The following is a 26,698-nucleotide window of genomic DNA, read 5'->3' as shown; positions in this document are numbered from 1 at the left end:
ACAGCCCAAACGAGGCGATCTCTTTAAACGCCAAGCTGAGTACGCGAAGAGGCCGGGCAGGACACGTAGCCATCCCGCCCAGCCTCTTCGTCATCCGCCCGCGTGAGTCTCCGCGGCCACGAGCGGCCCCGCCGGGGCCAGTGTCCGGTGGTCGAAGGCGATCAGCGGGTCCCCAGTCAGTGGGTGGTCGACCACCGCCGCCCGCACCCCGAACACCTCTGCCATCAGAGCGGGCGTGAGGACTTCGCGGGGCGGACCGGAAGCCACCACGGCTCCGGCGTGCAGCACGTGCAGCCGGTCGCACACGGCGGCGGCGGCGTTGAGGTCGTGCAGCGACACGAGTGTCGTACGGCGCTGGGTGTGCAGCAGGGCGAGCAACTCGACCTGGTGGCGGACGTCGAGGTGGTTGGTCGGTTCGTCCAGGACCAGGACGTCGGGGTCCTGCGCGAACGCCCGTGCCAGCAAAACGCGTTGGCGCTCGCCACCGGACAGGGCCGTGAAGCGGCGTCCGGCGTACCCGTCCATGCCGACGTCGGTGAGGGCACGGGCGACAACGTTACGGTCGGTGGCGTCCTCCCCGGCGAAGGCCCGCTTGTAGGGCGTACGGCCCATGGCGACGACCTCGCGCACGGTCAGCTCGAAATCGCTGCCCCGCTCCTGCGGAAGAGCGGCCACATGGCGGGCCGACCGGGCCGGGGTCAACTCCCGGATGTCGGTCCCGTCCAGCAGCACCCGCCCGGCCGTCGGCTTCAGATGCCGGTAGACCGTGCGCAGGAGCGTGGACTTTCCGCTGCCGTTGGGCCCGACCAGGCCCGCGATCTCGCCCTCGGCAGCAATCAGGTGGGCGCCGGACACGACCGTGCGGCCGGCGTAGGCGACGTGCAGGTCCTCGATGTCGATCCTCAACTGCCGCTCCCCAGGCGCCGGTCCAGCAGATACAGCAGGGTTGGAGCCCCGATGAGCGAGGTGACCACGCCGACCGGCAGCTCCTGCGTGTCCATTGCCGTACGGCAGACGATGTCGACCACGACCAGCAGCAGGGCGCCGAACAGTGCCGAGATGGGCAGCAGGCGGCGGTGGTCGCCGCCGATGACCAGGCGGCAGACATGCGGCACCATCAGCGCGACGAAGGCGATCGCGCCCGAGACCGCGACCAGGACACCAGTCAGCACGCTTGTCACCGTGAACAGTTCGCGGCGCAACCGCGTCACATCGATTCCGACGCCGGCCGCCGTCTCGTCGCCCATCAGCAGGGCGTTCAGGCCGCGGGCGCGGGCCTGGAGCCAGAACCCGGCGGCCACAACCGCGACCGCGGGCACCGCGAGCAGCTCCCAGTTCGCCCCGCTGAGGCTGCCCATGAGCCAGAACAGCACGCTGTGGGTCTGCTGCTCGTCCCCGGCCCGGAGCACCAAGTAGCTGGTGAAGCCGGACAAGAACTGCCCGATCGCTACCCCGGCCAGGACCAGCCGGAGAGGGGCGAAGCCCCCGCCGCGGCGAGCGACCGCCCACACCAGCGCGAAGGTGGCCAGTGCGCCTGCAAAGGCGGCACCGGACAGGCCCAGCGCCCCGCCCGCCCCGAGGCCGAGCACGATGGCGGCGACCGCCCCGAGGGAGGCACCGTTGGAGATACCCAGCAGGTAGGGGTCGGCCAGCGGGTTGCGTACCAGCGCCTGCACCGCCGTACCGACCAGACCGAGTCCGGCACCGACAAGCGCAGCCAACAGGGCGCGAGGCACGCGGAGTTGCCACACGATGAGGTCGTCCGTGCCGGGGCGCGGCGTCTCTCCGGACAGCCGACGCCACACCACGCTCCACACCTCGCCGGGCGGGATGGACGTCGAGCCGCAGGCCACGGCAGCCGTCAGCGCGGCCAGGAGTGCCACGCCCAGGACGGCCGCCAGCGGTCCGGCTTGCAGACCGGCACGCGCCTCTACTGTGGTGGCCTTCCGGCGCACCAGCGTGAAGGCCACGGTCAGCCGACCTTGCCCGGGTAGAGCGTCTTGGCGATCGTCTCCACGGTGTCGGCGTTCTCGACACCCGCGATGGTGGTCTGCTCGGAGCCGATGCGCAGGAAATGGCCATCCTTGACCGCCTTCAGTCCCTTGGTGGCCGCGTTGGACTTCAGCCACTGCTCGGCCTCGTCGAACGCCTTGTCGTTCGCCGCCCCGCTCCCCCGGTTGCGGACCCCGAGCTGGATCCAGTCCGGGTTCCTGGCGATGACGTCCTCCCAGCCGACCTGCTTGTAGTCGCCGTCGCAGTCGACGAAGACGTTGCGGGCGCCGGCCAGGGTGATGACCGCGTTGGCGACCTGGCGGTTGCAGACGACGGTGGGCTGCTTGGTGCCGGTGTCGTAGTCGAAGAAGAAGTACGTGGGCCGCGCGCTCTGCGCCGCAGCGCCGACCGCCTGCTGGACGGCGTCCGTCTTCTCCTTCATCCCCGCGACGAGTTCCTTGGCCTTGGTGCTGGTGCCGGTGACCGCGCCGAGGGAGGTGATGTCGGCCTCGACCGCCGAAAGGTCGGTCAGGGCGCTCTTGCTCGTCGCGGCGCAGGCGGTGGACTTGAGGTGGATGTGCCTGATCCCGGCGGCCTTGAACTCCTCCCCCGTCGGCGCGTCCCCCATCCCGCCGCCCATGTTCATGTTGGCGAAGGTGTCGATGTAGAGGTCGGCGCCGGAGCCGAGCAGCTTCTCCTTCGGGATGACGGTGTCGCTGAGCACCTTCACTTTCTGCGCCTGCGCGTCCAGGTCGTCGGGCAGGGTCCCCTTGCCCGGCGGGAAGCCGGTGCCGATCACGTCGTCACCGGCGCCGAGACGGAGCAGCAGCTCCAGGCTGGATGCATTGCTGGTGACGATCTTTTTCGGGGCGCTGGAGAAGGTGGTTCTGGCGCCCATGCAGTCGGTGACGGACACGGGGTAGCCGCCAGAGACGTCCTTCCCGGCACTCTCGCCCGCCCTGTCCTTCTCCCCGCCGCCGCAGCCGGCTGCCAGCAGGCCGCCCAGCACGACGGCCGCCGTACCGCCCCACACACGAGAACGCATCGAACTACTCCCGGATCCACTCGGCACGCGGGCGAACCTCCGTCACCCGGTTCAGTAGTCGGGACGAACGCGCCCTGAGTTCCGGGCCAGTTGGAGATCGGGCTCAGGTGAACCGCTCGCGGTACTCGCACGGCGAGACACGCAGCACCCGTAGGAAGGCGTGGCGCAGTGTGGCCTCCGTACCGAAGCCGGCCTGCCGCGCTATCGCCTCCTGGCTTTCGGCTGTCTCGGTCAGCAGCCGGGACGCGAACGCCACCCGCGGGCCTGCTGCCGCAGCTGGCCGTTCTCGGTTCGGAGCCGCTTGATCTCCTGGCGGGCAAGAAGCAGGCCGGTCTGTTCGCCGGCAGTGGAGACCTTCCGTCCGCTGTGCTGGTCCTGGTGGCCCTGGGCGGCCTGGCGAGCCCGCGCCTGGTCGATGCGCTCGCGCAGACCGGGGCATAAACGAGCCAGCTGGAGACGCCCACCTCGCGGGTGACCGTGGCGAAGGCGGCGCGGCAGTTGTCGCGGAGCATGTTCTGGACGGCCTTGAGGACGCGTCCGAGTTTGTCGGCACTGTCCCGCTGACGTGCGGCTTTGAGGACCTCTGAGGGTGTCCTGGAGGGCTTCACGGACGTCTCAGTAGGCGTCCGGGGTCTCCTTGCGGATCACGGTCAGCGGCAGCAGCTTGTGGTCCCGGGTCGCGCGGACCTTCCGAAGGACCGCGCTGGCCTCCTCGATCTCCTCGCGTTCGTCCTGGGGAGGCTGCCGAGCCGGTCGCGCATGGTGTCGGATCGACGGGAACAGGTACTTCCGGCTGCGGGAGGGGACCTCCATCTGACGTCGACGGGCCTGCCAGGTCTTGATCACCTCGGCGGTCTCGCAGGTGACGGGCAGCTTGCGGCCGTAGCGGCGTTTCTTGACGTTGTCCCAGATGAGGGTGTTCTCGTCCTTGCGGGTCTCCAGGCACTTCAGCCGCAGGCTGGCGACCTCGATGGGACGGCGGCCGGTGTCGCGGAGGACCAGGTAGGCCGTCTGCATCATCAGTTCGATATCGGCCTGCTCCATCTCGCCGCAGGAGAAGGCGGCTCCCATCAGGGCGAGGTCAGCATCGAGCTGGGCGATGACAGGCTCAGGGACGGCCCGGCGGCGGCGTCCTCGTTCGGCTCCTCGGGCGGCAGAACCAGCATCTCGTCCCGATCGAAACTGCCGGGCATGCCGGTCAGCATGTCTGTCTTGCGGCCGAAGTCGACGATCTCCACGAAGCAGCCGAACGACTGCTGGCGCCAGCTCCTGCTGGCGAGTTCGTCGTCGGTGCTGCGGCGGATGCGGCTCATCGCCGTGTCGATCGCCTGCATGTCGGCGAACCGCAGCTTCGTGTAGTCCTGGCCCCCGCCGGGCCGGGCATGCAGGGCGTCGGAGGCGGCGACGCGAGTTCCTCGCCGATCGCGTCGCACAGCGGCGCCAGGACGTCGGCGGCCTGCCCGTCGGACAGGTATGCCGGGGCGACTTCGAGCATCAGCTCCTCGATCGCGTGCGTGCTGGCAGCGAGGTCGTCGACGGTTCGGCGCAGCGCGGCGAGCGCGGGATCCGCCGACGGATCCTCGGGCGGCGGGGGCGGTGCGGTGCGGACGTCGCGGACGGCCTGGCGGCCACCGCGCGCGCCGTCGGCTCATCAAGGGCCGTCAGGCCGCTGTGGGCGAGCGCGGCGAGTCGGCGGGTGATCAGCTCCACGACGTCGCCCGTACGGCCGGAGACGGCGATCAAGGCGCGCTGGGACAGTCCGAAGTCGAGCGCGGCCACGGCGGCCGGGCCGGTGTCTCGCGTGCGAGACGGATCGGTGCCGGCGGCGACGGCGCCGGGGATGACGGCCAGAGCGCGGGCGACGTCGAGCAGCCGGTATGCGTGCGCGCGGCTCATGCCGAACTCCGGGGCGCAGTACGCTTCCCCGCTCGGGCAGCCGAGGGGCGCCCAGACGTGGGCGGTGTGCGCGGCACGGACCCGGGCGGCGAGCACGGCGACCGTACGCCGGACGTCGTCCATCGCCTCACGCAGCGCGGCCGTCACCTCGCGGGCCTGCACAGCGGTCGGCGGCGGCCGCGCCAGCTCGGCGACGTCGTCCTGGTCGTGCTCGCCCATGCCTCCTTCGTCCTCCGCGCCGGCGAGCCGGGCCGGGGCGTACGGAGGCGCGGCCGCGGACACCACCTGGTGTCCGGCGCGGTACGCGGGCCGGACTGCACCGTTGGGCAGGGCATGGAGCTGGCGGGTCGTGTCGAGGTGCTGTCGGACGCGGCGTGCAACGTGTGAAACGCGGTGGCGACAGGCGGGTGGTCACCGTCGGCGGCGTCGGACACGCTGGCGACGGTCGACGCCCTCATCGCCGCCCTTGCCCAGATGGGTCCGGAAGCGGAGACGACGCTGGCGCCCGCGCTGGCCGCGACGGCCGCGGTCCGCGCGATCCTCACCGAGCTCGCGCCCGAGGCCGCCCAGGAGCAGAGCGGACCGCCCCGTGCGGGGCAGGCGCCGGCACCGGAGCAACGGCAGGCCGTCCAGAATTCTGGATTCACCTCGACATGCGGGTGGCGGAGCAGCTGAGGTGGGAAGCCCAGGAGGGCCGGGGCGGCGCGCTCGCGGACCTCTTCGCCGCCCTGCCGCCCCAGGCCAAGATCGAGGCGGTAGACCGGCGGCACGGGGGCGAACAGTGGCGTGCGGTGCTGGAGGACCTGACCCGTCGCCACGGCGGCTGAGACGGGTACCTCACAGCCTCACAGCTCACCGCGTCTACCTGGTGAACGGGGTGTGAGCCTCACAGACCTCGCAGGTTCGACCCGACGTGACACCAGGTGCGGGGGGGTCCCCCGACAATGATTCTGGACCGTTTGCCACCGAAGTTGGATCGAAGTCCCATTGTCAGTGCGGTGTGCTTTCCCGTCCGCTATGGAGTTCACGCAATCGACCCTTAACGACCTGCTGGCCCGGCTTGCCGTCACGGGCGGGTCTCTGTACCTGCCTGAGGACAGCGATCCGCATGCGCTCGTAGAGTTGCTGACCGACCGTTACGGGGTCCCGCGCACCTTTGTCTTGGACGGCTTCACGGACCCGACCGCAGACGATTCCTGTGGCACGGCTCTCCTCGCTTTCCTCGAAGGTCGGGGCATGACGATACGGGCATGGGCCTACGGGAATCAGTGGATCGGCGCCGGGACCGCGTATGACGCGCAAGGTGACGTCCGGCCGGTGTTGGCAACCGCGCCGCGGCGGACACAGGTCCCCCAGGCTGCGACAGCTGAGGAGAGGGCCTGCCAAGAAGTGAACTGGCTCGGGCAGCTCATCAGCATCACCGGCTGGACCCAGCCCCCGCGACGGCCGAACGTCGACTGGGCACCGATCGAGGCGAGCTTGGGCAGGCGCCTTCCCGGCGACTACAAACGCATGGTGGAAACGTTCGGGGATGGAGCCTTCGACGCATACCTCACTCTGAACCAGGAGCCATGGACCTCCCTCAGGGAGGACGGCCTGCTCATCTGGGCAAGCACCGAGCACAAAAACCTGTACTGCTGGCGGACCAACGACAACGATCCCGACCGCTGGCCCGTCACGGTTCAGACGTTCGTCGGCGAGATCGTCCCCTTCGACTGCTCGACCGCGGAGTTCGTCTGCCGCATCCTCCTCGACCCTCGCCACCCGTTCACGATGGCCCACTACTTCGACACCCACTGGTTCATGAACTACAGCGAGAACAAGTGACCGGACCCCGCCGCCACCGATTGCGCAGGCCAGATGGTGCGTGCTGCCACCGGTTCATCCAGGTGATCTGGCGGCACGATCGTGGGACTCCTTCGTGCAGGCCAGGATGCACTCCAGTGACGTCGCAGTAACCGGTCCAGCTTTGTTGGCAAACGGTCCAGGTTCGCTGCCGGGGGACACGGGGGCGTGCGGACGCGGTCGAGGTACGAGCTCGTTATCCGCGATGCGCGCCCGGGCCTACCGTTCTGGCGCGAGTGCCGCAGTGATGGCGGCCTCGGCGTGCAGTCGGGTGGTGGCGAAGACGGGAACAGGGCTGTGTTCCGGGCCGATGAGGAGCTCGATCTCGGTGCAACCGAGGATGATGCCCTCCGCTCCGGAGGCCACCAGCCTGCTGATCACCTCACCGTAGGCCGCTTGGGACTCCTCCCGGATGATGCCCAGACACAGCTCCTCGTAGATCACCCGATGGACGACGGCCCGGTCGTCTTCGTCGGGAACGAGGACCCCGAGGCCGTGGCTGGTCAGGCGGTCGCGGTAGAAGTCCTGCTCCATGGTGAAGGCGGTGCCCAGCAATCCCACGCTGCGCAGACCTGCGGTACGCACCGTCGCCGCCGTCGTGTCGGCCAGATGCAGCAACGGAATGTCGACCGTCGCCGCCACTTGGTCGGCGACCTTGTGCATGGTGTTGGTGCAGATCAGCAACAGGTCTGCGCCAGCGGCCTGCAGGGACCGGGCGGCGTCGGCGAGTACTTCGCCCGCCTTGTCCCAGTGCCCGGCCACCTGCAGCCGCTCGATTTCGGCGAAGTCGACCGAGTACAGCACGCACTTGGCCGAGTGGAGGCCACCCAGCCGCTCCCGGGCAAGCTCGTTGAGCAGCCGGTAGTACTCAGCCGTCGACTCCCAGCTCATGCCGCCGATCAACCCAATGGTCTTCATCGGGTCACCCTCGCACATCCTTCGTAGGCCACCGCGCAGAGGTGTGACTGGGCATTCGAGTTGGCATCATCCGCCAGATGACGTGCTCAGTACGGTGTGGTGCTCAGGGGGCACGGAAGTCCTTCGTGTCCGGGTACGTCACATGGGTGCAGCCGCGCCGCTTCGTGATGTCGTCAACGTACGCGCGGAACAGGGCCGACAGCGTCCGGGGGCCGAGCACGTTGTCATAGGTGTAGCTGGAGCTGAGGGTGTGCAGGGCGGGCTTGCCGTCGCAGATGGAGGAGGCCCACCACGCGCCGCTTGCCTGTCCGGCCGTTCCCGCTGTGATGATCTTGTCCTCGCCGCCCAGGACGTCGTATCCCACCGTGCGCGCCTCTGCGCCGAAGTAGGAGACGGTGCGCAGCCACCATGGCGAGTGAGTGAGCGCACTGCGTGCGTAATCGTGTTCGTCGTCGTGCAAGCCGTCGGCGATACGGCCCACCTGGTCGGGGCTGACCGCTAGAAGGCAGCTTTCGATGGGGGACGCGTCCAGGGCAGGTGCCGCGAGGGCGCGGTCGGGCAGCCGGCCTTGCCCTCGCTCCTCGATGTGTCGGGCAAACCAGCGGCATGAACCGTCCGTCGCCTGCGCGGGGCGGAGGTCAGACGGTACGGACGCCAACTGGTGGTCAGGCAGGGCGGGCAGCTGGCTCTGGCAGCCGATCCGGTCGGTGAGCTCCTCGGTGGCCGAGCGAGCGATGTGGGCGAGGCGCTCACGGTCCGCTGAGGAGACGTCCTCGTAGTCGGCGCGGGCCGTAACATTCAGCAGCTTCGGGGCCGTCGCGCGGCTGCCGGGGCCGCACTCGGCGCGGATGGTGGTGTACCAGTTTCCGTACCGGCCCAGGGTGCCATCGCCGATTGGTCGCGGTTCGGGGCGCCGGTCGGCTATCGCGGTGACATCGGATTTCTGACTGCCGCGACTGTCGCGGAACGGCTCGAGATCGTTGTCATCACCGATCCAGTGCAACGGCTCGGAAGTGTCACTGCCCCGCACCGCCAAGGTGAACAGGCCCGTGGTCTTACCGGGACCAGGCACCTTGTAGACGGTGCAGGAACCGGGCAGCTCGCCCACATCGAGCCTGAACTCGTCGTAGTCGCTGCCCTTTGCCCGGACCATCCCGCCCTGCAGGTCCATCACCGCGGCCGCGGACACAAGCCGATCACACGCCGCGCTGATGTCGCGCTCGCTGGAAGCGCGGTCCCGGATGTCATCGAACATCAACCAGCCCGCATACAGACTCAGCCCGATCCCGCCACACGCCGTCCACTGCCACAGCCTGATCCACCCAGCGCGCATCGCGCACTCCCCTCGGAACCCGTCCGGGCGATCACTGCCGCCCGGGCATAGAGCGTAGATGTCCGGCCTCAGGCAAGTCGAGGCAGGGCGTTGACCTGCAATGCCGCAACTTGCACGGAATGACTTGCTGCACGTCATGTCCAGCGGCCGGGTGTGACTGATTCCCAATCGTCTTTGTCAAGCGTGCGGAAGGGGCGGTCGATCTTGGTGGTCCTCTGCGGGCGGTGGCACGTGGGGGCAGCGTTGAAGTAGCCAGCGATACCGCTCGGGGTTCGCCAGAATGATGCGCCTGGCCTGCTCGTGGCTGGGTTGGAGATCGTCGGGGTAGGCCGCTGGGTCAAGGCTGAGCCCGAGGGAAAGGTCCTGGCGTGTCTCGGGGTCTTCGCAGGTCAGGAACGCGGAGAGGCAGGCCGAGCGGTACTCATCGCGGAGATCGGCCAGTGCCTCCAGCGCTGCCTTGCTTTCCTCTGTAGACACTCCGCGCCTGAGATCTTCCATGGAGGCGTACTCGAGACCCGGGCCGGCGCAGTACCAGGCCATGGTGGCACCGACTTTCTCTGCATCGGATTCATCGAGACCGAGCACTTCGGCATCCGTTTCCCGGCCCGGGCCAGCCACATCGACCTCACCGCCATCTCCCAGCGTTGGCTTCGGGACCTGCTCTGGGACTACACCGCCGACCTGATCAGCTCACCGCGCCGCCCGCGCACCGCCGCGCCGATCGACGGCATCCGCCGGGCCTGCACCGAGCTCAGCGCGTTCCTGGAGGTCGACGCCACCAGCGGCGGCCACGACCCGTCCGCCTTGCGGGTGGAGCACATGACCCGGTTCATCGCCGACCAGCGGCACCGTGAGCAGAACAGCCTGCCGTCGCTGGTGATGAAGGGACTGACCGAGGAGCCCTCGACGGTCACCCAGGTCACCCGCACCGACGTCTTCAACGGGGTGCGCAAGCTGCTGCGCGACGCGCTGGAGCACGGGACCGCCGAACGGCTCGCGCTGGACCGGGAGTTCATCATCGCGATGCCCTATGCCGGGAACGAGACACTTCGGGCCCGTCGGCCGTTTCCCGACGAGGTCGCTCGCGCCCTGGCCGACAGGGAGAACCTCACCCGGCTCGCCGAGGCCCACGACCCGGACGACCTGGGGTTGAGGGACGTCCGGGAGACGATCGTGGTGACCGGTCGGCGCGTCGGTGAGGTCGTGAAACTGCGCTGGGACTGCATCGGCCGCTACGGCGGGCTGGCGATGTTCTGGCACGACCAGACCAAGGTCGGGAACTACGACGTGGCGATCCGTATCCCGGACCGCCTCTACGACCTACTCGCCGAGCGCCAGCGCAAGACGCTGGACCGCTTCGTTGCCCGGCACGGCCGTCGACCGACGGGCAGCGAACGGGCCCGGCTGGCCCTGTTCGCCACCAACGTCCGCAACCCCGCCGGCACCACCGCTCTGTCATACACGTGGTTCAACCGCGGCTTCCGGGCCTGGGTGAACGAACTCGACCTGGGACAGCTCGTCCCCCATCAGGCTCGCCACACGCTGGCCACCAATCTGCTGCGGGCCGGTGCCTCGCTGACCCACATCCGCCGTTACCTCGGCCAGGTTTCGGACCGCATGGCCGAGCATTACGTACATCTGACCAGCACTGATCTGGAGGACGTGCTCCAGCATATCTGGGTTGCCGGTCCCGGCACCGCCCAACCGGGCGAACTTCTGGCCGGGGATGCCACCCCGCTCACCCGCGCGCAGGCCCAGGCCCTGGCGATCGACTTGTCGCGCCGCAGCACCCCGGCCGAGGGCGGGTTCTGCACCTTCCAGCCCGTCGTCGAGGGCGGCGCCTGCCCCTGGAACCTGGACTGCCACAACTGCGACAAGTTCGTCCTGTCGGGCGCCGACCTCCTTTACTGGCGGCGCAAGCGCGAACAGTGGCGGCTCTTGGCTGAGGGTGCCCCCGATGACGCCACCGCCGACTACCTCCACCGCTACTTCGAACCCACCGCCCGCGCCATCGACGGCCTGGAGAGCGCCCTGGCCGGCCTCGGTCTGCTCGACGACGCCCTCGCCCTGGACCTGCGCAAACCCCAGGACTACTTCCACCGCGTGTGGTCCACCGCCTTCCGCGCCGCCGACCTCGCCCAGGCAGTTGGCGATGAGCAGGACCAGGCCGACGACACCATCGACGAACAGGAGCAATGCGCGTGACCACCACCGTCCCCGATCCGCGCACGGCCGCCGCCCTGGCCGCCCGCCACCGCACCACCGACGCCGCCCTCGGACGAGTCCGCGACGCCATCACCCGGCTCCGCCGCGAGAAGACCCGGGTAAGCGTCTCCGTCGTCGCCCGTCGCGCGAATGTGTCCCGCACCTTCCTCTACGACCACCCCGATGCCAGGGCTGCGGTCGCCTCGGCGAAGGCCGAGTCCGGCGAACGCCGGACTCAGATGGTCGCCGACCAGGACGAGGCACGCGAGGCGACCTGGCGTGAACGGGCCCTGAACGCCGAGGACGCCCTCAAGGCCGCTCACGTCGAGATCCTCGCCCAGCGCACCCGCATCGGCGAACTCCTCGGACAGGTACGTGATTTGGAAGCCGAGTGGACCCAGGAGGCCATCCAGCGGGTCACCACCGAGAACACCACCCTCAAGCAGCGCGTCCGCCAGCTCACCGCCGACAACCGGTCCTTCGACGAGCGGCTGAAGGCCGCCCGCTCCAACCTCCGCTTCCAGGACCGCCGCGTCGCCGACCTCGAAGCCCAGATCGCTGAACCAGGGCGAACTACGTCCTGATCTCGCGGGGACCGCTCACCCGCACTTCGCCGCCGGGCCGGACGTGGAGAAACTCATGGAATCGGACTGACACGCCCCATGCGGAACGCTCGTCGTCGGGCGGAACTGTCAGACACCAGCCACTCGCGAACAGGATCCGAAGGACGCCCTGATCGGAAGCGCTGACCTCGGCAATGACCTGGCCCAACAGCTCGGTCGCCTTGCCGAGGTTAGTCTGGGGCCATGCGGCCAGTCTGTATGTCTGTTCGTCCGCCGCGAGTTCCGACCATGAGTGCAGCTCGATCTGGTGCGATCCGAAGCGGAGCCTCAATTCCCGGGAGATGGCCAGCTCGCTCACGCCCAGTCCGCGAAACGTAGGTACGCGCCAACCATCATCGACGCGGATGATCTCCCGGCTCATTCTTTGCCGCGGGGCATGTGGACCGCAACGTCATAGTTGGCGATCTTGTCGGCCAGACCACGCGGGCTCACACCGTGCGCGTTCTCCTGGTCGGGATCGGCTCCGGCTGCCAGCAGCACGCGAAGCATCGCGCCCTCGCCCTCGCCCCGGAAGGTGAACACCGCCCGCCAGAGCGCGGTATTGCCATGCCGATCAGCCACGTCCACCGACGCGCCGGCCGATAGGAGCACCTCGGCGGCCAGCGCGTCCTGGGCCTGCGCGGCGAAGTGCAACGGCGTCCAACCTGCCTTGTCCACAGCGTCCGGATCCGCCCCGCGCTCCAGCATCGCCCTCAACCCAGCGACATCGCCATCCACGACGGCATTGTGCGCCGCCGTGCGGCCGAACAGGTCCTGCCCCTGATCCTCTTGCATCATGGCCCCCATCCTCTCCGGGCCTGACGGGAGAGACTGCGGCACCCCCATAGCCAGAGCCACCTCAGGCGACGCAGTCGAGACCTCCGCTTCCAAGGCCGTCGTGTCGCGGACCTCGAAGCCCAGATCGCCGAGCCACTGGGAGTGGTTCAGCAGACATCGCGTGCCGGAGCGTCGTCTCCGGTCACAGGTCGGGCGTGAGCCGGATTCTCTCGACGGTGGGTAGCGCGGCGGGCATCTCGTCGGTGATCCAGGCGTATTCGAGCCCGGCCAGCATCCCGTCCTCGATCCATACGAGCAGCTCGCCGACGTACTCGCCGAGCTCGTCGAGCACCTGCGCGCCCACCGGGACAAGACCAGCGTTCAACGGAGCCCGCGACGCGGGTTCGAGCACTCTCAGGTCGACACTCATCGATCCTGGCGACCAGGTGGCGACGACCTCCGCCTGACCGATCTGGCTCCGAAGCTCCGAGGAACCAGTGAAGTCGCTGGCCAGGATGTGTTCCAGCACGGCCCTCTCGGCTGCATTCAACGATCGCGGATCAACGGGAGCGGGCGGCATACCCCCATGATGCCCCGGCGACGTCCAGAACTGCCGACGGTGCCCCGCCGTCCCCAAGGCGAGGTTGGGACACGAAAAGGCGAGGTTGGGACACGAAGTCGAGAACCACTCCATCGGGCGATGCCAGAAGATAATGAGGCACCGTCACGAACATGTAGTCTATGAATAGTCGCAGTTCAGAGCCGGTATCCGAGCTCCTGCGGTCGGTAAAGGTCACGACATCACCCGCCTGCGCAGGCACCGGGCCGACGACCAGGACACCCTCGATCTGATCCGTGCCTTCGTGAGCATGAACGTCACCCTGATCCTCATCGCGGTCGGCATCCTCGGCTCCGGCCTCCTGCGCCAGGGCCGCTGGGACCCGCAAAAGCGCCAGCGGGTACTGCCGCCTTCCCAGCACGCCCGCGTCCACGGCCTGGAAGCCACCCAGACCGAGCGCCGCTTCGACCTGGTCGAACTCGACCGGTTCCGCTACTCCACCCCCGGCCAGATCGCCGCCTTCCACGACCACCTCGCCGGCCTGCAGGCCAACCTCCGCCTGCTGAAGGCCCCGCCCGACATGCTCACCGGCGGCCACATGCCCGAGTACCTGATGCGCCGCACCGACGGCGTCGTCGGCCTGCTCGAACGGCTCATCGAGGACGGCTGCCAGGAAGCCATGGACAGCAGCAAAGAGACACTCGACGAAGCCCTCCTCGACAACATCGTCCTCAGCCTCGACGACCCGGACCGCGACCCGCAGGCCGGCGAAGTCCCCGCCATCCCCGGCCACTCCGGCCCAGCCCCCGCAGCCCCCGAGACGACCGCGTCCGGCACCGGCCGGGCTCGCGGCCGCAACACCACCATCGACGACCACGGCCGCGAAACCCGCACCGGCAGCTGACCCCCATGCCTCACCTGCCCGACCCGCTGCCCCGCGCACTGGCACCGCTGCCCGGCGAGGGCCCCGTCCAGTGCCGCAACCCCGTCGAGGACCAGGACATGCTCGCTCTCATCTGCGGCGCCCACCTGGACACTCCTCCCGCAAGCCCCCGGCTGCCGGCCGCCTCGCCGGCCTTGCTGCACCTGCGGGACCGCATCGCGCCCTTTTCGACGGCGCCGGAAGTCCTCAAACGGCTCGCGAGTACTTCACAGACCTGCGGATCCTGTCCGCGGTCGTCCTCGCCACCTGGCCGCTGGCCAGGGAATTCAATCCCGCACCGCTCGCGAAGGCCGTCGAGCATCACCTGACCATGCACCTCGTGAGATCGATGCCCTCCCTGGTGAGCGCCGACAGCACACCTGGGACCGGCCACCGGAGTCGGCCACCGCCTCAGCGGCTCTTCTCCACACCGCGGACCAGATCCTCGCTCTCGACCAGCACGACCGCGACGAAGCCCTCAGATCCATGCTCCGCTCCGGGCCCGACCCGGGCTCCGGTAAATGGGGACGGACCGACCTTCACCTGTTCCACGCTTCGCTCTCCTTTCGCAGCGCGGTCATACAGGCCCGAGACCGCCGGACGCAGAATCTGGCGCGCGGTCCCAGCAGCCGACTCGGCCCGAACAGCTACCGCCCAGAACACATCCCCCAGTGGCTGCCGGACCGGCAGCCTGACGCAGCGCGACTGGTGACCGCGGAGGGTCACGCCGGAAATAGCGCCTGGGGCTCTACGCGGCAAGGGGCCAAAAAAGCCACTGAGCGGCCCTCTGTCGCATTTTCAAGGGTTCAAGGCAGGGGGGATTGGCCTAGGTGGATTACGGGCCGCACGGTGGCGCATGGAGGCATTGTCGCCCCATCGGTAAGGGGCATCTCCGGTATCCTGGGCAACGCCCCAGCAGTCAATGGCCCCGAGGCCCGTGAGCCTCCGGGGCCCTGTTTGGGCTGCTGTGCCCTGTATCCGCCAGCTGTCCGGCCGCTCCCGCACCGTGGTGTTGGAGCGCGGTCTGCCATGCCCGAAAGAGAGCATCTGTGACCACTTACGACACTCGCACCGCCATCGATACTCCCGGATCCCAGCAGCCCGGCCATGCCGGGGCGGCGTCGTATGACGCCAACACGATCACTGTTCTGGATGGCCTGGACGCCGTGCGCAAGCGGCCCGGGATGTACATCGGCTCCACGGGAGAGCGGGGGCTGCACCACCTGGTGCAGGAGCTCGTGGACAACTCCGTGGACGAGGCACTCGCGGGAGTGGCCGACCGGATCGACGTGACGATCCTGGCCGACGGTGGGGTGCGGGTGGTCGACAATGGCCGCGGCATCCCGGTGGGCATGCACCCGGTGGAGAAGCGGTCGGCCGTCGAGGTGGTGCTGACCGTGCTGCACGCGGGCGGGAAGTTCGGGGGCGGCGGGTATGCGGTCTCCGGCGGTCTGCACGGTGTGGGTCTGTCGGTGGTCAACGCCCTGTCGACCCGGCTGTCGGCGGAGATCTGGACCGACGGCTACCGCTGGACGCAGGACTACAGGGACGGCGCCCCCACCGCCCCACTGGCCCGCCACGAGGCCGCCTCCCGGACAGGCACCTCGCTGACGTTCTGGGCAGACGGCGACATCTTCGAGACCACCGAATACTCCTTCGAGACGCTGGCCAGGCGTTTCCAGGAGATGGCCTTCCTCAACCGCGGGCTCACCCTGACCCTCACCGACGAACGGCCCTCCGCGCGCGCGACGGCCGCGGCCGACGAAGCCGACTCGGACCCGGCAGCGAAGACGGTCTCCTACCGCTACGACGGCGGCATCACCGACTTCGTCGCCTACCTCAATGCCCGCAAGGGCGAGCCGGTCCATCCCTCGGTCATCACTATCGCCGCCGAGGACACGGAACGGCTGCTGTCGGCCGAGGTCGCCCTGCAGTGGAATGGCCAGTACACCGACAGCGTGTACTCCTACGCCAACGCGATCCACACCCACGAGGGCGGCACCCACGAGGAGGGCTTCCGCGCGGCCCTGACCACCGTGGTCAACCGCTACGCGCGGGAGAAGAAGCTGCTGCGGGAAAAGGACGCGAACCTCTCCGGCGAGGACATCCGCGAGGGCCTGACCGCGATCATCTCGGTCAAGCTCGGCGAGCCGCAGTTCGAGGGCCAGACCAAGACCAAACTCGGCAACACCGAGGCGCGCACCTTCGTGCAGAAGATCGTCCACGAGCATCTGACCGACTGGTTCGACCGCAACCCGAACGAGGCCGCGGACATTGTGCGCAAGGCCATCCAGGCGGCCACGGCCCGGGTCGCGGCCCGCAAGGCGCGCGACCTGACCCGCCGCAAGGGCCTGCTGGAAACGGCGGCGCTGCCGGGCAAGCTGTCCGACTGCCAGTCGAACGACCCGGCAATGTCGGAGATCTTCATCGTCGAAGGAGACTCCGCCGGCGGCTCGGCCAAATCCGGCCGCAACCCGCAGTACCAGGCGATCCTCCCGATCCGCGGCAAGATCCTCAACGTCGAGAAGGCCCGAATCGACAAAATCCTGCACAACCAGGAGATCCAGGCGATCATCTCCGCGTTCGGCACGGGCGTGCACGAGGACTTCGACATCGCCAAACTCCGCTACCACAAGATCATCCTGATGGCGGATGCCGACGTCGACGGCCAGCACATCAACACCCTGCTGCTGACCTTCCTGTTCCGCTTCATGCGCCCACTGATCGAGGAGGGCCACGTCTACCTCTCCCGCCCCCCGCTGTACAAGATCAAGTGGAGCCGGGACCACGTCGAATACGCCTACTCCGACCGCGAACGCAACATGCTCCTGGAGCGGGGCAGGCAGGACGGCCGCCGGATCAAGGACGACTCCATCCAGCGCTTCAAGGGCCTGGGCGAGATGAACGCCGAGGAACTGCGCGTCACCACCATGGACCCCGACCACCGGGTCCTGGGCCAGGTCACCCTCGATGACGCGGCCGTCGCCGACGACCTCTTCTCCGTCCTGATGGGCGAGGACGTCGAAGCCCGCCGCCACTTCATCCAGCGCAACGCCAAGGACGTCCGCTTCCTCGACATCTGACCATGGGCACTGCTCCCGCCCCATCGGGAGGCCCGACCGAAGCCCGACAACTACCCTCTGTTGCCCAGGAGAGCACTGCGTGAGCACGTTTCCCGTCCCAGCCACCGGCAGCCGCCCCCAGGCCGGATCCGACTACACCGCACGGCACCTGATGGTGCTCGAAGGACTGGAGGCCGTGCGCAAACGCCCAGGCATGTACATCGGATCCAGCGACAGCCGCGGCCTGATGCATTGCCTGTGGGAGATCATCGACAACGCCGTCGACGAAGCCCTGGCCGGCGCCTGCGACCACATCGAGGTCATCCTCCACGACGACGGATCCGTGGAAGTCACCGACAACGGCCGCGGCATCCCGGTGGACACCGAACCCCGCACCGGCCTGTCCGGCGTCGAAATCGCCTACACCAAACTCCACGCCGGCGGAAAATTCGGCGGCGGCTCGTACGCCGCCTCCGGCGGCCTGCACGGCGTCGGCGCCTCCGTCGTCAACGCTCTCTCCGCCCGGCTGGACGTCCAGGTCGACCGCCACGGCCACACCCACGCCATCAGCTTCCGCCGCGGCACACCCGGCACCTACACCGGCCCCGGACCCGACGCCCCCTTCACCCCCGCCCAGGGCCTGCGCCAGACCACCAAAGTCCCCAAGAGCCGCACCGGCACGCGCGTGCGCTACTGGGCCGACCGACAGATCTTCCTCAAGGACGCCAAGCTCTCCCTGGCGAACCTGCACCAGCGCGCCCGCCAGACCGCCTTCCTCGTGCCCGGCTTGACCATCGTCGTCCGCGACGAGTACGGCCTCGGCGAGGGCGGCAGCAAAGGCGAGGAGTCCTTCCGCTTCGACGGCGGCATCAGCGAGTTCTGCGAGTACCTGGCGAGCGACAAGCCGGTCTGCGACATCCTCCGCTTCACCGGACAGGGCACCTTCGAGGAGACGGTCCCGGTCCTCGACGACCACGGCCAGATGACGCCCACCGAGGTCACCCGCGATCTCGGCGTGGACGTCGCGCTGCGCTGGGGCACCGGATACGACACCACCGTCAAGTCGTTCGTCAACATCATCGCCACCCCCAAGGGCGGCACCCACGTCACCGGCTTCGAACAGGCCGTCACCAAGACGATGAACGAGGTGCTGCGGGCCAAGAAGCTCCTGCGGGTCGCCAAGGACGACATCGTCAAGGACGACGCCCTGGAGGGGCTCACGGCGGTCGTCACGGTCCGTCTCGCCGAGCCACAGTTCGAGGGGCAGACCAAGGAGGTCCTCGGCACCTCGGCGGCCCGCCGCATCGTCAACACCGTGATCAGCAAGGAACTTAAGGCGTTCCTGACCTCCACCAAGCGTGACGCGGCCCAGCAGGCCCGTGTGGTCATGGAGAAGGCCGTCGCCGCCGCCAGGACGCGCATCGCGGCCCGCCAGCACAAGGACGCGCAGCGCCGCAAGACGGCCCTGGAGTCCTCCTCGCTGCCCGCCAAGCTCGCCGACTGCCGCAGCGACGACGTCGACCGCAGCGAGCTGTTCATCGTCGAGGGAGACTCCGCGCTCGGCACGGCGAAGCTCGCCCGGAACTCCGAGTTCCAGGCGCTGCTGCCGATCCGCGGCAAGATCCTCAACGTCCAGAAGTCGTCCGTCACGGACATGCTGAAGAACGCCGAGTGCAGCGCGATCATCCAGGTGATAGGAGCCGGTACCGGGCGGACCTTCGATCTGGACGCGGCACGCTACGGCAAGATCATCATGATGACCGACGCCGACGTGGACGGCTCCCACATCCGCGCCCTGCTCCTGACCCTGTTCCACCGCTACATGCGGCCCACGGTCGAGGCCGGCCGCGTCTTCGCCGCCGTGCCGCCGCTGCACCGCGTCGAGCTGATCCAGCCGAAGAAGGGCCAGGACAAGTACGTCTACACGTACTCGGACCACGAACTGCGCGACAAGCTGCTCGAGTTCCAGGGCAAGAACATCCGGTACAAGGAATCCATCCAGCGCTACAAGGGCCTCGGCGAGATGGACGCCGACCAACTGGCCGAGACCACCATGGACCCGCGCCGCCGCACCCTGCGCCGGATCAATCTCTCCGACCTCGATGCCGCGGAAGGCGTGTTCGACCTGCTGATGGGCAACGACGTGGCTCCCCGCAAGGAGTTCATCGCCAGCTCCGCTGCCACGCTCGACCGGTCCAGGATCGATATCTGAGAATCGCGCAACCCGCCCAGGCGGCCCCCGCCTGCTCCGTTGCCCGGACCAACGCCCGATTGGCCAACTACTGGACGACGTAATGGCCAACTAGACGAAGAGCGCCGACGAGATCCTCGAACGCCTCGCCTCATATCTTGATCGAATTCCCGGCGCAGGACACAAGGAGACCGTTGAAGATCTTGAAATTGCGCCCGGATTACGCCGGTTTAACCCGATTTACAATTACTGGCAATCCGGCATGAGCCGGGCGGCCCGAGCAAGATCTTCAGGAGTCTTCCAGTCCACCCCCAAGGCTCCCCAGGCAGATCCGGCCCGCCGCCGGCGAAGGGCTCGAGTCCTTCATCGAACGCCTCGCCGCCACCAACCACCTCAAGGTCGCACACCTACGCCTCTACCTCCGCGACCCACCGGGCTCATACCGCGGTTCGCCCAGCTGGGAACGTCCGGCCGCCGTGGTCGGCCGGGATCCCGCCGCCCTGCAGCAGATCCTTGTGGGCACTCGGTGTGTTGAATGCGGGGCTCTCACCTTCCGGCGCTCGAACGGCAGTTCACGGCAGACCTGCTCGCAAGCATGCCGACAGAAGGCATACCGAAGACGGAACCCGAAACCGCGGAAGGAGGAGCGAAAGGTGACCTGCCGGGCTTGCGGCAGGAAGCTGATCTTCGCCGTCCGCGGGGCAACCCGCCTCTGGTGCTCAGACTCCTGCTGCCAAAAGGCATACCGTCAGCGTCAGCGCGATGAAGCTGAGGCCCTAGCCACCCGAGCTGCGGCTTCTGCGATACTCCGCTCGGACGTGGCAGCCGCCCCGGAGAATGGTGTGAACTGTCCGCCCGGATGCGGTTGTTGCCGCGACCGGGCCTCGGCATGATGAATGCCGCACGCCGTGAACCACCACTGACCATCGCCTCTCCGTGATGAGACCCAGCCGGGATCCATATCGCGATATAGCGTTAGTCTTCCACTCGCGCCGCTGCCTGCGTCGCGCGGAGACGTTCGACAGGACCAGGACGGAAGCATGTCAGGAGAGATTTCGCCCACCGGAAAGCGCTCCGGCTCCGGCTCGTCGCCCGAGCTGCGAGCCTCTCATGCCGACCGGGACCGGGTGGTGGATGTGCTGCGTATCGCGGCGGGGGAGGGCCTGCTGACCACGGACGAGTTGGACGAGCGCCTGGAAACTGCCCTGTCGGCGCGAACTTTGCGCGAACTGACCACGCTCACCGCTGACCTGCCGCCCGTATCGGCCACAGTCGGCGCGACTGGAGCAGAGGTCAAGGACATGGTTCGGATCGAACAGGCACACAGCGGCGCGGTCGAGCGCGTGGGGCGCTGGGTGGTACCGCGGAGGCTGGAGCTCGCGGTGACGTTCTCCAAGGTGACGCTTGACTTCACTGACGCAGTGATCACGCACGACACCTTGCGGATCGACGTGGGCATGACGGGGAAGACCCTGACACTGGTCACGAGACCGGGCATCGTGGTCGATACCGATGGTCTGCAGCTGGTACACAGCAGAGTCAAGTACCGTCAGACTCCGACGAATCCCGATACGCCGGTCACTCTGCGAGTGGAGCTGGTCGGTCGGAAGGCCCACGGCCGCGTGGTGGTGCGGCCCCCGCGCCGGACGTTCGGGCAGTGGCTGCTGCGCAGGCACACGTCGCTTTCTGTAGGCGCTTGACTCCATCACCCACGAACGCGAGTGACCCAAGCCACTCAAGCTTCGATGAGAAATGCCCAACCTTCGGTGCGACAGATCAGTGTCCCGTGCAATCGATTCCTGAGCGTGTGCCAACGATCTTTGGGGACTGCGCGCTGGTGCCAGTGAACATTGAGTGCGCAGGTCAGACCCTGGGGCGGAGACACCCAGGAGCTCTCTGCAACCGCAACCCGCCCGGGACGGGCGGGTTGCGGTTGCTCAATCTTCGATGGCACACGCTCAAGATTCACCGTCACAGGACAGTTGGTGGCTGGTTCTCGCGAACGCGTCATGACGTCGACGGCGGCTCAGTAACGTGCCGCCCCATGGCGAGCGGTGCGAAAAGGCAGGTCAGGCCCGCTGAATGGGCCGTTGGCAGATGGGCAGAGCGACGGCCGCGATGTCCGGGGGCAGATCCTGCCGGAGGTTCTGCAGGGTTCGGGCGGCGCGGGAGCAGGTGACCAGCGTGTCGAAGTCGCCGTGGCGCATGCCTTCCAGGGTGTCGAGCGCGTCGTATGCCGCTCTGAGCTGGGCCGTCTCGTGGTATTCGGTGTCGGCTAGGGTCTCGGCGACGTCGCGGAAGAGTCGTTCGATGCTGGCCAGGTACTGCCAGTGCTTGACCGGGCTGCAGACGTTGGAATTCCGGTCGGCGAAGTTGACCGGATCGGTCGCCACTGCCAGGACCTTGTTGACCTGGGTGGTCCACCAGGTGAAGAAGGCCATAGTCTGCTCGGCGGTGGCGGTGGGAGGGTTCTGGCCTCTGCGCCGGCCCGGCCCGTCGAACCGCTCGGCAGCTGGCCTGACGGTGTCGATGAGCTGGTCGGTGGGGTATGTGAGCCCGGCGACAGGCCGGCCGAACAGCCACACAGCCGCGACACGAGCCCGGCTCGGACAGCTGAGTGGGCGCCAGTTCTGCGGTGAGTAGGAACTTGGACCAGCCGCGCCAGCAACCACTGGATCAGCGCGGCGATGCGCGGGCAGGATGCGACGCTGGAGCGGCTCCGCGTCGACCAGCCACTCGAAGAGACCCTGACCCACGGGCCCGATCCGCTCCACCTCGCCGAGGTGTTCGGGCTCGACGAGAAGACCGCGATGCGCTACGCCGACTCCGCGCGGTCGCTGCTGAACCAGGCCGCTGAACAGCCACTTCAGTGAAGTCTGCTTGACCGGTCCACGCCTTTGTCGAGGGTGAGTAGGCCGGGCGGAGTCAGCATCCGGGGCCGATCGGCGGAGACGATGTCAGGGCGAGGGCAGCGATCCGCAACTGAGCCGCCCACGTCTGCTGGTCAAGCCCCAATGTGTACTCAATGCAGCATTCGCATTGCGGGATCAGTGCCACGAACGATTGCTCCGCCGCGGTATCGACATCCGTCTCCCACCAGTCGTCCGTCGCCAGGTCGGCGGGAGTGATTTCTCCATCGATGAGTCTCGCCGCCATCCGGCGCAGAGCGTGGCGCCGTGCCAGGACCCGATCCGGCAACCCGATTCCCGACTCGGCAAGTGCTTGCTCGAACGCGTCGCGAATATCGCGGGCATCCGCGTTGCGAGGCCAACCGGCGAGTTCGCACAGCGTCGGGGTGTCCAGCCCGACCGCGAGTACCTCAGCCGCGATCATCGGCAGGTCCTCCGGCCGTACCTCATCCGCCTGATAACGGCATGCCACCTCCCCCAGAGACGTGAGGACACTTTGCATAGGGGTTTCCGGTTCCGGTGCCGTTCCTTCTGCTCTCATGACTCCTACGGTGTCAGCACCGTTCCCAGGGAAGGCACCCAGGGACGGCCCGTCGGCACCCACCCCGCGTGTTCGTCTGAACCCGAAGGCCGAACCCACGAGAACACGACAGTCCATCCTCGGGTTCCCGCGAAAAGCCCTTCAGTTTCCGTGAACTCGCGGGCCTCACCGGCCGTGGTACTGGTGGGCTCTCCTATTCAACTGTCGTCAGATCGTCCCGGTGTCCGGCCGGATGGTGACCGTAGGTGATCGTCGGTGGCGTACCGGCTCCAGATTCCTTCGCTCTGCCGTTGGGGTTCGGCGGGACGGCGCCGGGCGGGGCCGAGTCCTGGCCAGGGTCAGGTCGTGCCGGTGGGATTTCCGGAGGGGCAGGTGACGGCCCAGGCGGCCTCGATCATCTGGAAGATCTCGTCCACCGCGGTCTGCGGATCGGCCGCGTCACGGGCCAGGGAGTAGGCGTCGATCACGAACCTCGCGATCGTCCGGCAGGCCGTTGTGGTCTGCGACAGGTCGGGATCGGCGGCGATGGCCGTCGCCAGCGACTCTGCATGGCGCAGCCTCATCGACTCCTCGTACTCGCGCAGGGCGGGTGATTCGTCGATCATGCGCCAGATCGGGGCGGCGCTGTCCGCCGTGCAATGTCGCACCAGGGCCTGGATCTCCCGGCGCAGCGCGGGGATGAGCGGCTCGTGCGGTGCCCGGATGGTGACCGCCTGCGTGAGGCGTTGCTCGAAGCCTTGGTCCTGCTCGAACACCAGGGCCTCTTTCGAGGCGAAGTGGGAGAAGACCGTGGTGACGGCGACGTCGGCCTCGGTGGCCACATCGCGGATGCCCACCGTGTCGTACCCGCGTTCCAGGAAGAGCCGCAGGGCGGTATCGGCGATCTTCTGACGGGTCGCGGCCTTCTTGCGTTCGCGTCGCCCGGACGGCACGGTCATGCCCTAACGCTATCAGATCCAAATCCAGAACTGTTGTTAAACACTAACCGTTATGGTTATGGTCGGCGGCATGAAGAGAGTGAGCTTTGCTGAGTTCGGCGGTCCGGACGTCCTGCGACTCGTCGACGCCGAGGAGCCCCACGCGGGGCCCGGTCAGGTACGCATCGCCGTGCGGGCGGCGGGCGTGAACCCCGTCGACTGGAGGATCCGTGAAGGCCAGATCCTCAAGGCCCATCCGATCGAGTTGCCCTCCGGAGTCGGGCTGGACGCCTCCGGGGTGGTGGACGAGGTCGGTCAGGGCGTCGAAGGGGTCGAGGTCGGCGACCACGTGTTCGGCGAGGGCTCGAACACCTATGCCGAGTTCGCCGTGCTGTCGGCCTGGGCCCGTATGCCCGAGGGACTGACCTTCGAAGAGGCGGCCGGGTACCCCTCCGTGGTGGAGACTGCGCTGCGGATCATCCACGAGGTCAGCGTGGAGGCCGGGCAGACGCTGCTGGTCAGCGGTGCGTCCGGGGGGGTTGGATCGGCGGTGCTGCAGATCGCCCGCCACCGCGGCATCAGGGTGATCGGCACGGCTGGGGCCGCGAACCAGGACTACCTGCGCGGCCTGGGTGCCCTCGCCACGACATACGGCGAAGGCTGGGTCGAGCGGGTGCGGCGGCTCGGCCATGTCGACGCAGCTCTCGATCTGGCCGGCTCGGGCGTGATCCGCGAGCTCGTCGAGCTGACCGGGGATCCGCAGAAGGTGATCTCCATCGCCGACCTCGCCGCGCCGGAGTTCGGTGTCCGATTCTCCGGTGTGGCCGGGAGTGTGCCGGAAGCGCTCGCCGAGGCCGTCGGCCTCATCTCGCGGGGAAAGCTCCGCATCCCGGTCGAGAAGTCGTACACGCTCGCCGAGGCCGTGGCGGCGCACATCGACAGCCAGACCGGTCACACGCGCGGGCGCCGGGTCCTGGTCGTCTGAAAATCGGCTGCGCGTCGTTCCCAAGCAAAAATTGAGGACGATGCTGGCCTTGGGACTGGTCAGCCCGCATCGCGCGGCGGCGGCCGGCGCGGAGCCGCGCGGCATGGGTGCTGTGTCAGGGGGCGACTCGTGAACTCGTATCTCCAGGTGCCGCGCTACAGCCGAGCCATGATGGCTTATTGCTCCGAGTCGTCATTGGGACCCCGACGGGCATCAACGACCGGGCATATCGTGGCGGCGTTTTACTGGTGGGCTCTCCTATTCAACTGTCGCCAGCTATCGGCATGGACCATGCCTGGCGGTGACCGAGTGTGATCTACGATGCGGGCGCCTTCTGACCGTGGATGGCGTCACGTGTGGCGGCCAGCGCCTTCATCTCCATGAGCAAGCCCTTGCCGCTGTCGGGCTTCGCCACCCCCGTGGCCGGTTGATCACATCATCGGACGGGCGGGGCACCTGCGGGGCCTGAATCGGGTCCTGGCCGCCACTCAAGCGCGGGTAGGTTAGCTGACTGCCAGTCGGCCAGGGGAGGCCGAACGGCCTGCGTGACGGACTTTCCGACAGACGGCCGCTCATCGCGGGTATGGAGAGCAAGCGTCGGCAACGACTGCTCTGCATAGCAGAGTTGAGGAAGGCCCTCAAGCCGTTTCGGCCGTGCTCGCTGTTCTCGGCCCACCAGGCGTCTTTGTCGATCTGGCCGCATGAGGCGAGGGTGGTGTTCCGCTTGCTCAGCCACTGGAGAAAGGCCGTGGCGTACTTGATCTGCTCGGCGGCGAATCGGCGGATGCTGGGTGTGATGTGGCCCCGGTCGGCTTGCGCCCGCAGCCGGGGAAGGACGCGCCAGGTCGCGAAGAACCTGATCGTCTTCGCGTTTTCGGGATCGGCGATATCGACCAGATGATCGGGCAGCCAGCGCTGGAAGGAGCAGATGTACTTGTCGACGGCGGGCAGGATCCCGCTTGCCATCAGGAGTTCTTCCCTGTGAGCGGCCGACCGCCAGGGCTTCAGACCGTGGAACGCGTCGTGGGTCAGCGGGATCTGCCCGAGGCCGAGCTGCCGCAGCCGCTCAGAGCCGTTTCCCGGCTGATCACGGCGCATGGCCAGCCAGGCCAGCCCGCTGCTGGGCTTGTCCATGGCAACCAGCAGGTCGAACAACGGTGTCAGCTCAGGACGGACGCGGCCGGTGCCGTCGTCCAGGAGAGCGGTCAGCCGGTCGGCGAGCGTGCAGCGTTCGCAGAGCCGCCCGCCCAGAAGTTTCCCTTCGAAGCCGCAGCGTGAACAGTCGAAGGTCTGGGAGAAGCTGGCGCAGGTCGTGCAGATCGCGGCGCCGCCACCAGGGCGGACACCGGGAAGGGCCCGGTCCTGGCCGTATCCCGGGCAGATGCCCCGTGTCCGCGCAAGGGGTCAGCGGCCACCCACTGCAGACGCAGCCCCGTAGTTCCACGCGCGCCATCTCGTTCAGCAGCTGCCGGTCGAGCGCGTCGTCGTCCAGGACTTGGTGGTCGGCGAGCCAGTCCGGCGGGGGCGCGTCGGACAGGATCTGTGCGTGGATCGCGGCGCGGGTCGACTCTGGGGTGTCCTGACGGGCGAAGATGCGGAGCCTGACCTGTGGGCTGGGATCATCAGCAAGTACGTCGCGTAGCTGCGGCGGGAGGTCGGGGTGCTCTGCGAGTTCCTTGCGCACCTCCTCGTCCGGATCGTCGGCCAGCCGACGGGCCGTGTCGGCATCCAGCGTGCGGTGGCGCACCGCCCCGGCGCGCGTGACCGGATCGGCCAGCAGCGTCGGGAGCAGGTCGGCAGGTAAGGCGGGGTGAGAGGGCCGTCGGTAGTAGGTCGCGCAGGCTGCCGCGCGCACCGCGTCCTCCCGATCCGTCAACAGGTGCCGAAGCACCGGTTCCGGGGCTCGTGTCCACCATTGGGCAAGCGTCACTCGGATCTTCGGGTCCGGGTCGGTCGCCGGCTGCGGCTTCTACGACTGGGCGGTGGCGTCGGACCACCG

The 26,698-nt window shown here is 68.2% G+C and carries 30 protein-coding genes; 12 read left to right on the top strand and 18 right to left on the bottom strand.

Features of this window, described 5'->3' with window-relative positions; genetic code table 11:
- Positions 1–90 precede the first annotated feature (90 nt).
- The 7 genes from OG609_RS43670 to OG609_RS43640 form a co-directional block, all read right to left on the bottom strand.
- Positions 91–906 (bottom strand): ABC transporter ATP-binding protein, encoded by an 816-nt coding sequence (locus tag OG609_RS43670; RefSeq protein WP_327277803.1) that lies wholly within the window; start codon positions 904–906, stop codon positions 91–93.
- The gene (locus tag OG609_RS43665) at positions 903–1,970 is read right to left on the bottom strand and encodes a FecCD family ABC transporter permease (RefSeq protein ID WP_327277802.1); all 1,068 of its coding nucleotides are present in this window, start codon (positions 1,968–1,970) and stop codon (positions 903–905) included. Before OG609_RS43665 ends, OG609_RS43670 begins: the two co-directional genes overlap by 4 nt.
- 2 nt (positions 1,971–1,972) lie before the next feature.
- Complete coding sequence (locus tag OG609_RS43660; RefSeq protein WP_327277801.1) at positions 1,973–3,037, bottom strand: ABC transporter substrate-binding protein; 1,065 nt, start codon at positions 3,035–3,037, stop codon at positions 1,973–1,975.
- A gap of 103 nt (positions 3,038–3,140) precedes the next feature.
- Entirely contained in the window at positions 3,141–3,293 is a 153-nt protein-coding gene (locus tag OG609_RS43655) for a helix-turn-helix domain-containing protein (RefSeq protein WP_327277799.1), read from the bottom strand.
- 359 nt (positions 3,294–3,652) lie between these two features.
- The gene (locus OG609_RS43650) at positions 3,653–4,108 is read right to left on the bottom strand and encodes a tyrosine-type recombinase/integrase (protein ID WP_327277798.1); all 456 of its coding nucleotides are present in this window, start codon (positions 4,106–4,108) and stop codon (positions 3,653–3,655) included.
- Positions 4,108–4,371 (bottom strand): hypothetical protein, encoded by a 264-nt coding sequence (locus OG609_RS43645; RefSeq protein WP_327277797.1) that lies wholly within the window; start codon positions 4,369–4,371, stop codon positions 4,108–4,110. Before OG609_RS43645 ends, OG609_RS43650 begins: the two co-directional genes overlap by 1 nt.
- A gap of 160 nt (positions 4,372–4,531) precedes the next feature.
- Positions 4,532–5,152, bottom strand: a complete 621-nt coding sequence (locus OG609_RS43640; RefSeq protein ID WP_327277796.1) for a hypothetical protein — start codon at positions 5,150–5,152, stop codon at positions 4,532–4,534.
- Between OG609_RS43640 and OG609_RS43635 the strand changes: the two genes are divergently transcribed.
- The 4 genes from OG609_RS43635 (at position 5,141) to OG609_RS43620 (ending at position 6,760) form a co-directional block, all read left to right on the top strand.
- Positions 5,141–5,320 (top strand): hypothetical protein, encoded by a 180-nt coding sequence (locus OG609_RS43635; protein WP_327277795.1) that lies wholly within the window; start codon positions 5,141–5,143, stop codon positions 5,318–5,320. The genes OG609_RS43640 and OG609_RS43635 overlap by 12 nt on opposite strands.
- Positions 5,321–5,326: 6 nt before the next feature.
- Entirely contained in the window at positions 5,327–5,608 is a 282-nt protein-coding gene (locus OG609_RS43630; RefSeq protein WP_327277794.1) for a hypothetical protein, read from the top strand.
- Positions 5,587–5,760, top strand: coding sequence for a hypothetical protein (locus OG609_RS43625; protein ID WP_327277793.1), 174 nt, complete (start codon positions 5,587–5,589; stop codon positions 5,758–5,760). The genes OG609_RS43630 and OG609_RS43625 overlap by 22 nt, the downstream gene beginning before the upstream one ends.
- 409 nt (positions 5,761–6,169) lie before the next feature.
- Positions 6,170–6,760, top strand: coding sequence for an SMI1/KNR4 family protein (locus tag OG609_RS43620; RefSeq protein WP_327277792.1), 591 nt, complete (start codon positions 6,170–6,172; stop codon positions 6,758–6,760).
- A gap of 237 nt (positions 6,761–6,997) precedes the next feature.
- Here the strand turns inward: OG609_RS43620 and OG609_RS43615 are convergent, their stop codons facing one another.
- Positions 6,998–7,696, bottom strand: a complete 699-nt coding sequence (locus OG609_RS43615) for an aspartate/glutamate racemase family protein (protein ID WP_327277791.1) — start codon at positions 7,694–7,696, stop codon at positions 6,998–7,000.
- Positions 7,697–7,799: 103 nt separating this feature from the next.
- Complete coding sequence (locus OG609_RS43610; protein WP_327277790.1) at positions 7,800–9,029, bottom strand: hypothetical protein; 1,230 nt, start codon at positions 9,027–9,029, stop codon at positions 7,800–7,802.
- A 300-nt stretch (positions 9,030–9,329) separates the two neighbouring features.
- On the opposite strand from OG609_RS43610, the gene OG609_RS43605 reads away from it, so the two are divergent.
- Together OG609_RS43605 and OG609_RS43600 are read left to right on the top strand one after the other, a co-directional pair.
- Positions 9,330–11,234 (top strand): tyrosine-type recombinase/integrase, encoded by a 1,905-nt coding sequence (locus OG609_RS43605; protein WP_327277789.1) that lies wholly within the window; start codon positions 9,330–9,332, stop codon positions 11,232–11,234.
- Positions 11,231–11,818 (top strand): DUF6262 family protein, encoded by a 588-nt coding sequence (locus tag OG609_RS43600; protein WP_327277788.1) that lies wholly within the window; start codon positions 11,231–11,233, stop codon positions 11,816–11,818. Before OG609_RS43605 ends, OG609_RS43600 begins: the two co-directional genes overlap by 4 nt.
- On the opposite strand, the gene OG609_RS43595 is transcribed toward OG609_RS43600, so the two are convergent.
- The 3 genes from OG609_RS43595 to OG609_RS43585 form a co-directional block, all read right to left on the bottom strand.
- Positions 11,808–12,218 carry a DUF6188 family protein gene (locus OG609_RS43595; protein WP_327277787.1) on the bottom strand — a complete coding sequence of 137 codons (411 nt, stop codon included), beginning with the start codon at positions 12,216–12,218 and terminating at the stop codon, positions 11,808–11,810. The two genes, OG609_RS43600 and OG609_RS43595, sit on opposite strands and share 11 nt — an antisense overlap.
- Positions 12,215–12,634, bottom strand: coding sequence for an ankyrin repeat domain-containing protein (locus OG609_RS43590; protein ID WP_327277786.1), 420 nt, complete (start codon positions 12,632–12,634; stop codon positions 12,215–12,217). Before OG609_RS43590 ends, OG609_RS43595 begins: the two co-directional genes overlap by 4 nt.
- A 181-nt stretch (positions 12,635–12,815) precedes the next feature.
- On the bottom strand, positions 12,816–13,142 hold the full coding sequence (locus OG609_RS43585) for a hypothetical protein (RefSeq protein ID WP_327277785.1): 327 nt from the start codon (positions 13,140–13,142) through the stop codon (positions 12,816–12,818).
- A gap of 340 nt (positions 13,143–13,482) precedes the next feature.
- On the opposite strand from OG609_RS43585, the gene OG609_RS43580 reads away from it, so the two are divergent.
- A complete protein-coding gene (locus OG609_RS43580) occupies positions 13,483–14,076 on the top strand; it encodes a hypothetical protein (RefSeq protein ID WP_327277784.1) in 594 nt (197 codons plus the stop codon).
- A 429-nt stretch (positions 14,077–14,505) separates the two neighbouring features.
- Here the strand turns inward: OG609_RS43580 and OG609_RS43575 are convergent, their stop codons facing one another.
- Positions 14,506–14,646 carry a hypothetical protein gene (locus tag OG609_RS43575; protein WP_327277783.1) on the bottom strand — a complete coding sequence of 47 codons (141 nt, stop codon included), beginning with the start codon at positions 14,644–14,646 and terminating at the stop codon, positions 14,506–14,508.
- Positions 14,647–15,143: 497 nt separating this feature from the next.
- On the opposite strand from OG609_RS43575, the gene gyrB reads away from it, so the two are divergent.
- The 3 genes from gyrB to OG609_RS43560 all read left to right on the top strand — a co-directional run bounded on the left by gyrB (position 15,144) and on the right by OG609_RS43560 (position 21,047).
- Positions 15,144–17,177, top strand: coding sequence for a DNA topoisomerase (ATP-hydrolyzing) subunit B (gene gyrB, locus OG609_RS43570; RefSeq protein WP_327277782.1), 2,034 nt, complete (start codon positions 15,144–15,146; stop codon positions 17,175–17,177).
- Between the two features lie 79 nt (positions 17,178–17,256).
- The gene (locus OG609_RS43565) at positions 17,257–19,368 is read left to right on the top strand and encodes a DNA gyrase/topoisomerase IV subunit B (RefSeq protein ID WP_327277781.1); all 2,112 of its coding nucleotides are present in this window, start codon (positions 17,257–17,259) and stop codon (positions 19,366–19,368) included.
- 1,019 nt (positions 19,369–20,387) lie between these two features.
- Positions 20,388–21,047 (top strand): DUF1707 SHOCT-like domain-containing protein, encoded by a 660-nt coding sequence (locus OG609_RS43560; RefSeq protein WP_327277780.1) that lies wholly within the window; start codon positions 20,388–20,390, stop codon positions 21,045–21,047.
- Between the two features lie 369 nt (positions 21,048–21,416).
- On the opposite strand, the gene OG609_RS43555 is transcribed toward OG609_RS43560, so the two are convergent.
- Positions 21,417–21,932 carry a hypothetical protein gene (locus tag OG609_RS43555; RefSeq protein WP_327277779.1) on the bottom strand — a complete coding sequence of 172 codons (516 nt, stop codon included), beginning with the start codon at positions 21,930–21,932 and terminating at the stop codon, positions 21,417–21,419.
- A gap of 102 nt (positions 21,933–22,034) precedes the next feature.
- Between OG609_RS43555 and OG609_RS43550 the strand changes: the two genes are divergently transcribed.
- Positions 22,035–22,220 (top strand): hypothetical protein, encoded by a 186-nt coding sequence (locus tag OG609_RS43550; protein ID WP_327277778.1) that lies wholly within the window; start codon positions 22,035–22,037, stop codon positions 22,218–22,220.
- Between the two features lie 52 nt (positions 22,221–22,272).
- Here the strand turns inward: OG609_RS43550 and OG609_RS43545 are convergent, their stop codons facing one another.
- Together OG609_RS43545 and OG609_RS43540 are read right to left on the bottom strand one after the other, a co-directional pair.
- On the bottom strand, positions 22,273–22,680 hold the full coding sequence (locus OG609_RS43545; RefSeq protein ID WP_327277777.1) for a hypothetical protein: 408 nt from the start codon (positions 22,678–22,680) through the stop codon (positions 22,273–22,275).
- A gap of 455 nt (positions 22,681–23,135) precedes the next feature.
- A complete protein-coding gene (locus tag OG609_RS43540) occupies positions 23,136–23,735 on the bottom strand; it encodes a TetR/AcrR family transcriptional regulator (protein WP_327277776.1) in 600 nt (199 codons plus the stop codon).
- A gap of 70 nt (positions 23,736–23,805) precedes the next feature.
- Here OG609_RS43540 and OG609_RS43535 point away from each other — a divergent pair, with 70 nt between their 5' ends.
- The gene (locus tag OG609_RS43535; protein WP_327277775.1) at positions 23,806–24,699 is read left to right on the top strand and encodes an NADP-dependent oxidoreductase; all 894 of its coding nucleotides are present in this window, start codon (positions 23,806–23,808) and stop codon (positions 24,697–24,699) included.
- Between the two features lie 372 nt (positions 24,700–25,071).
- On the opposite strand, the gene OG609_RS43530 is transcribed toward OG609_RS43535, so the two are convergent.
- Positions 25,072–25,854, bottom strand: coding sequence for a hypothetical protein (locus tag OG609_RS43530; RefSeq protein ID WP_327277774.1), 783 nt, complete (start codon positions 25,852–25,854; stop codon positions 25,072–25,074).
- Positions 25,855–25,864: 10 nt separating this feature from the next.
- Entirely contained in the window at positions 25,865–26,554 is a 690-nt protein-coding gene (locus OG609_RS43525; RefSeq protein WP_327277773.1) for a hypothetical protein, read from the bottom strand.
- Positions 26,555–26,698: the final 144 nt, after the last annotated feature.

The sequence above is a fragment of the Streptomyces sp. NBC_01224 genome (assembly GCF_036002945.1).
Taxonomy (GTDB): domain Bacteria; phylum Actinomycetota; class Actinomycetes; order Streptomycetales; family Streptomycetaceae; genus Streptomyces.
Note: the sequence above shows the minus strand (reverse complement) of the source record. Positions and strands in the feature narration are given on the sequence as shown.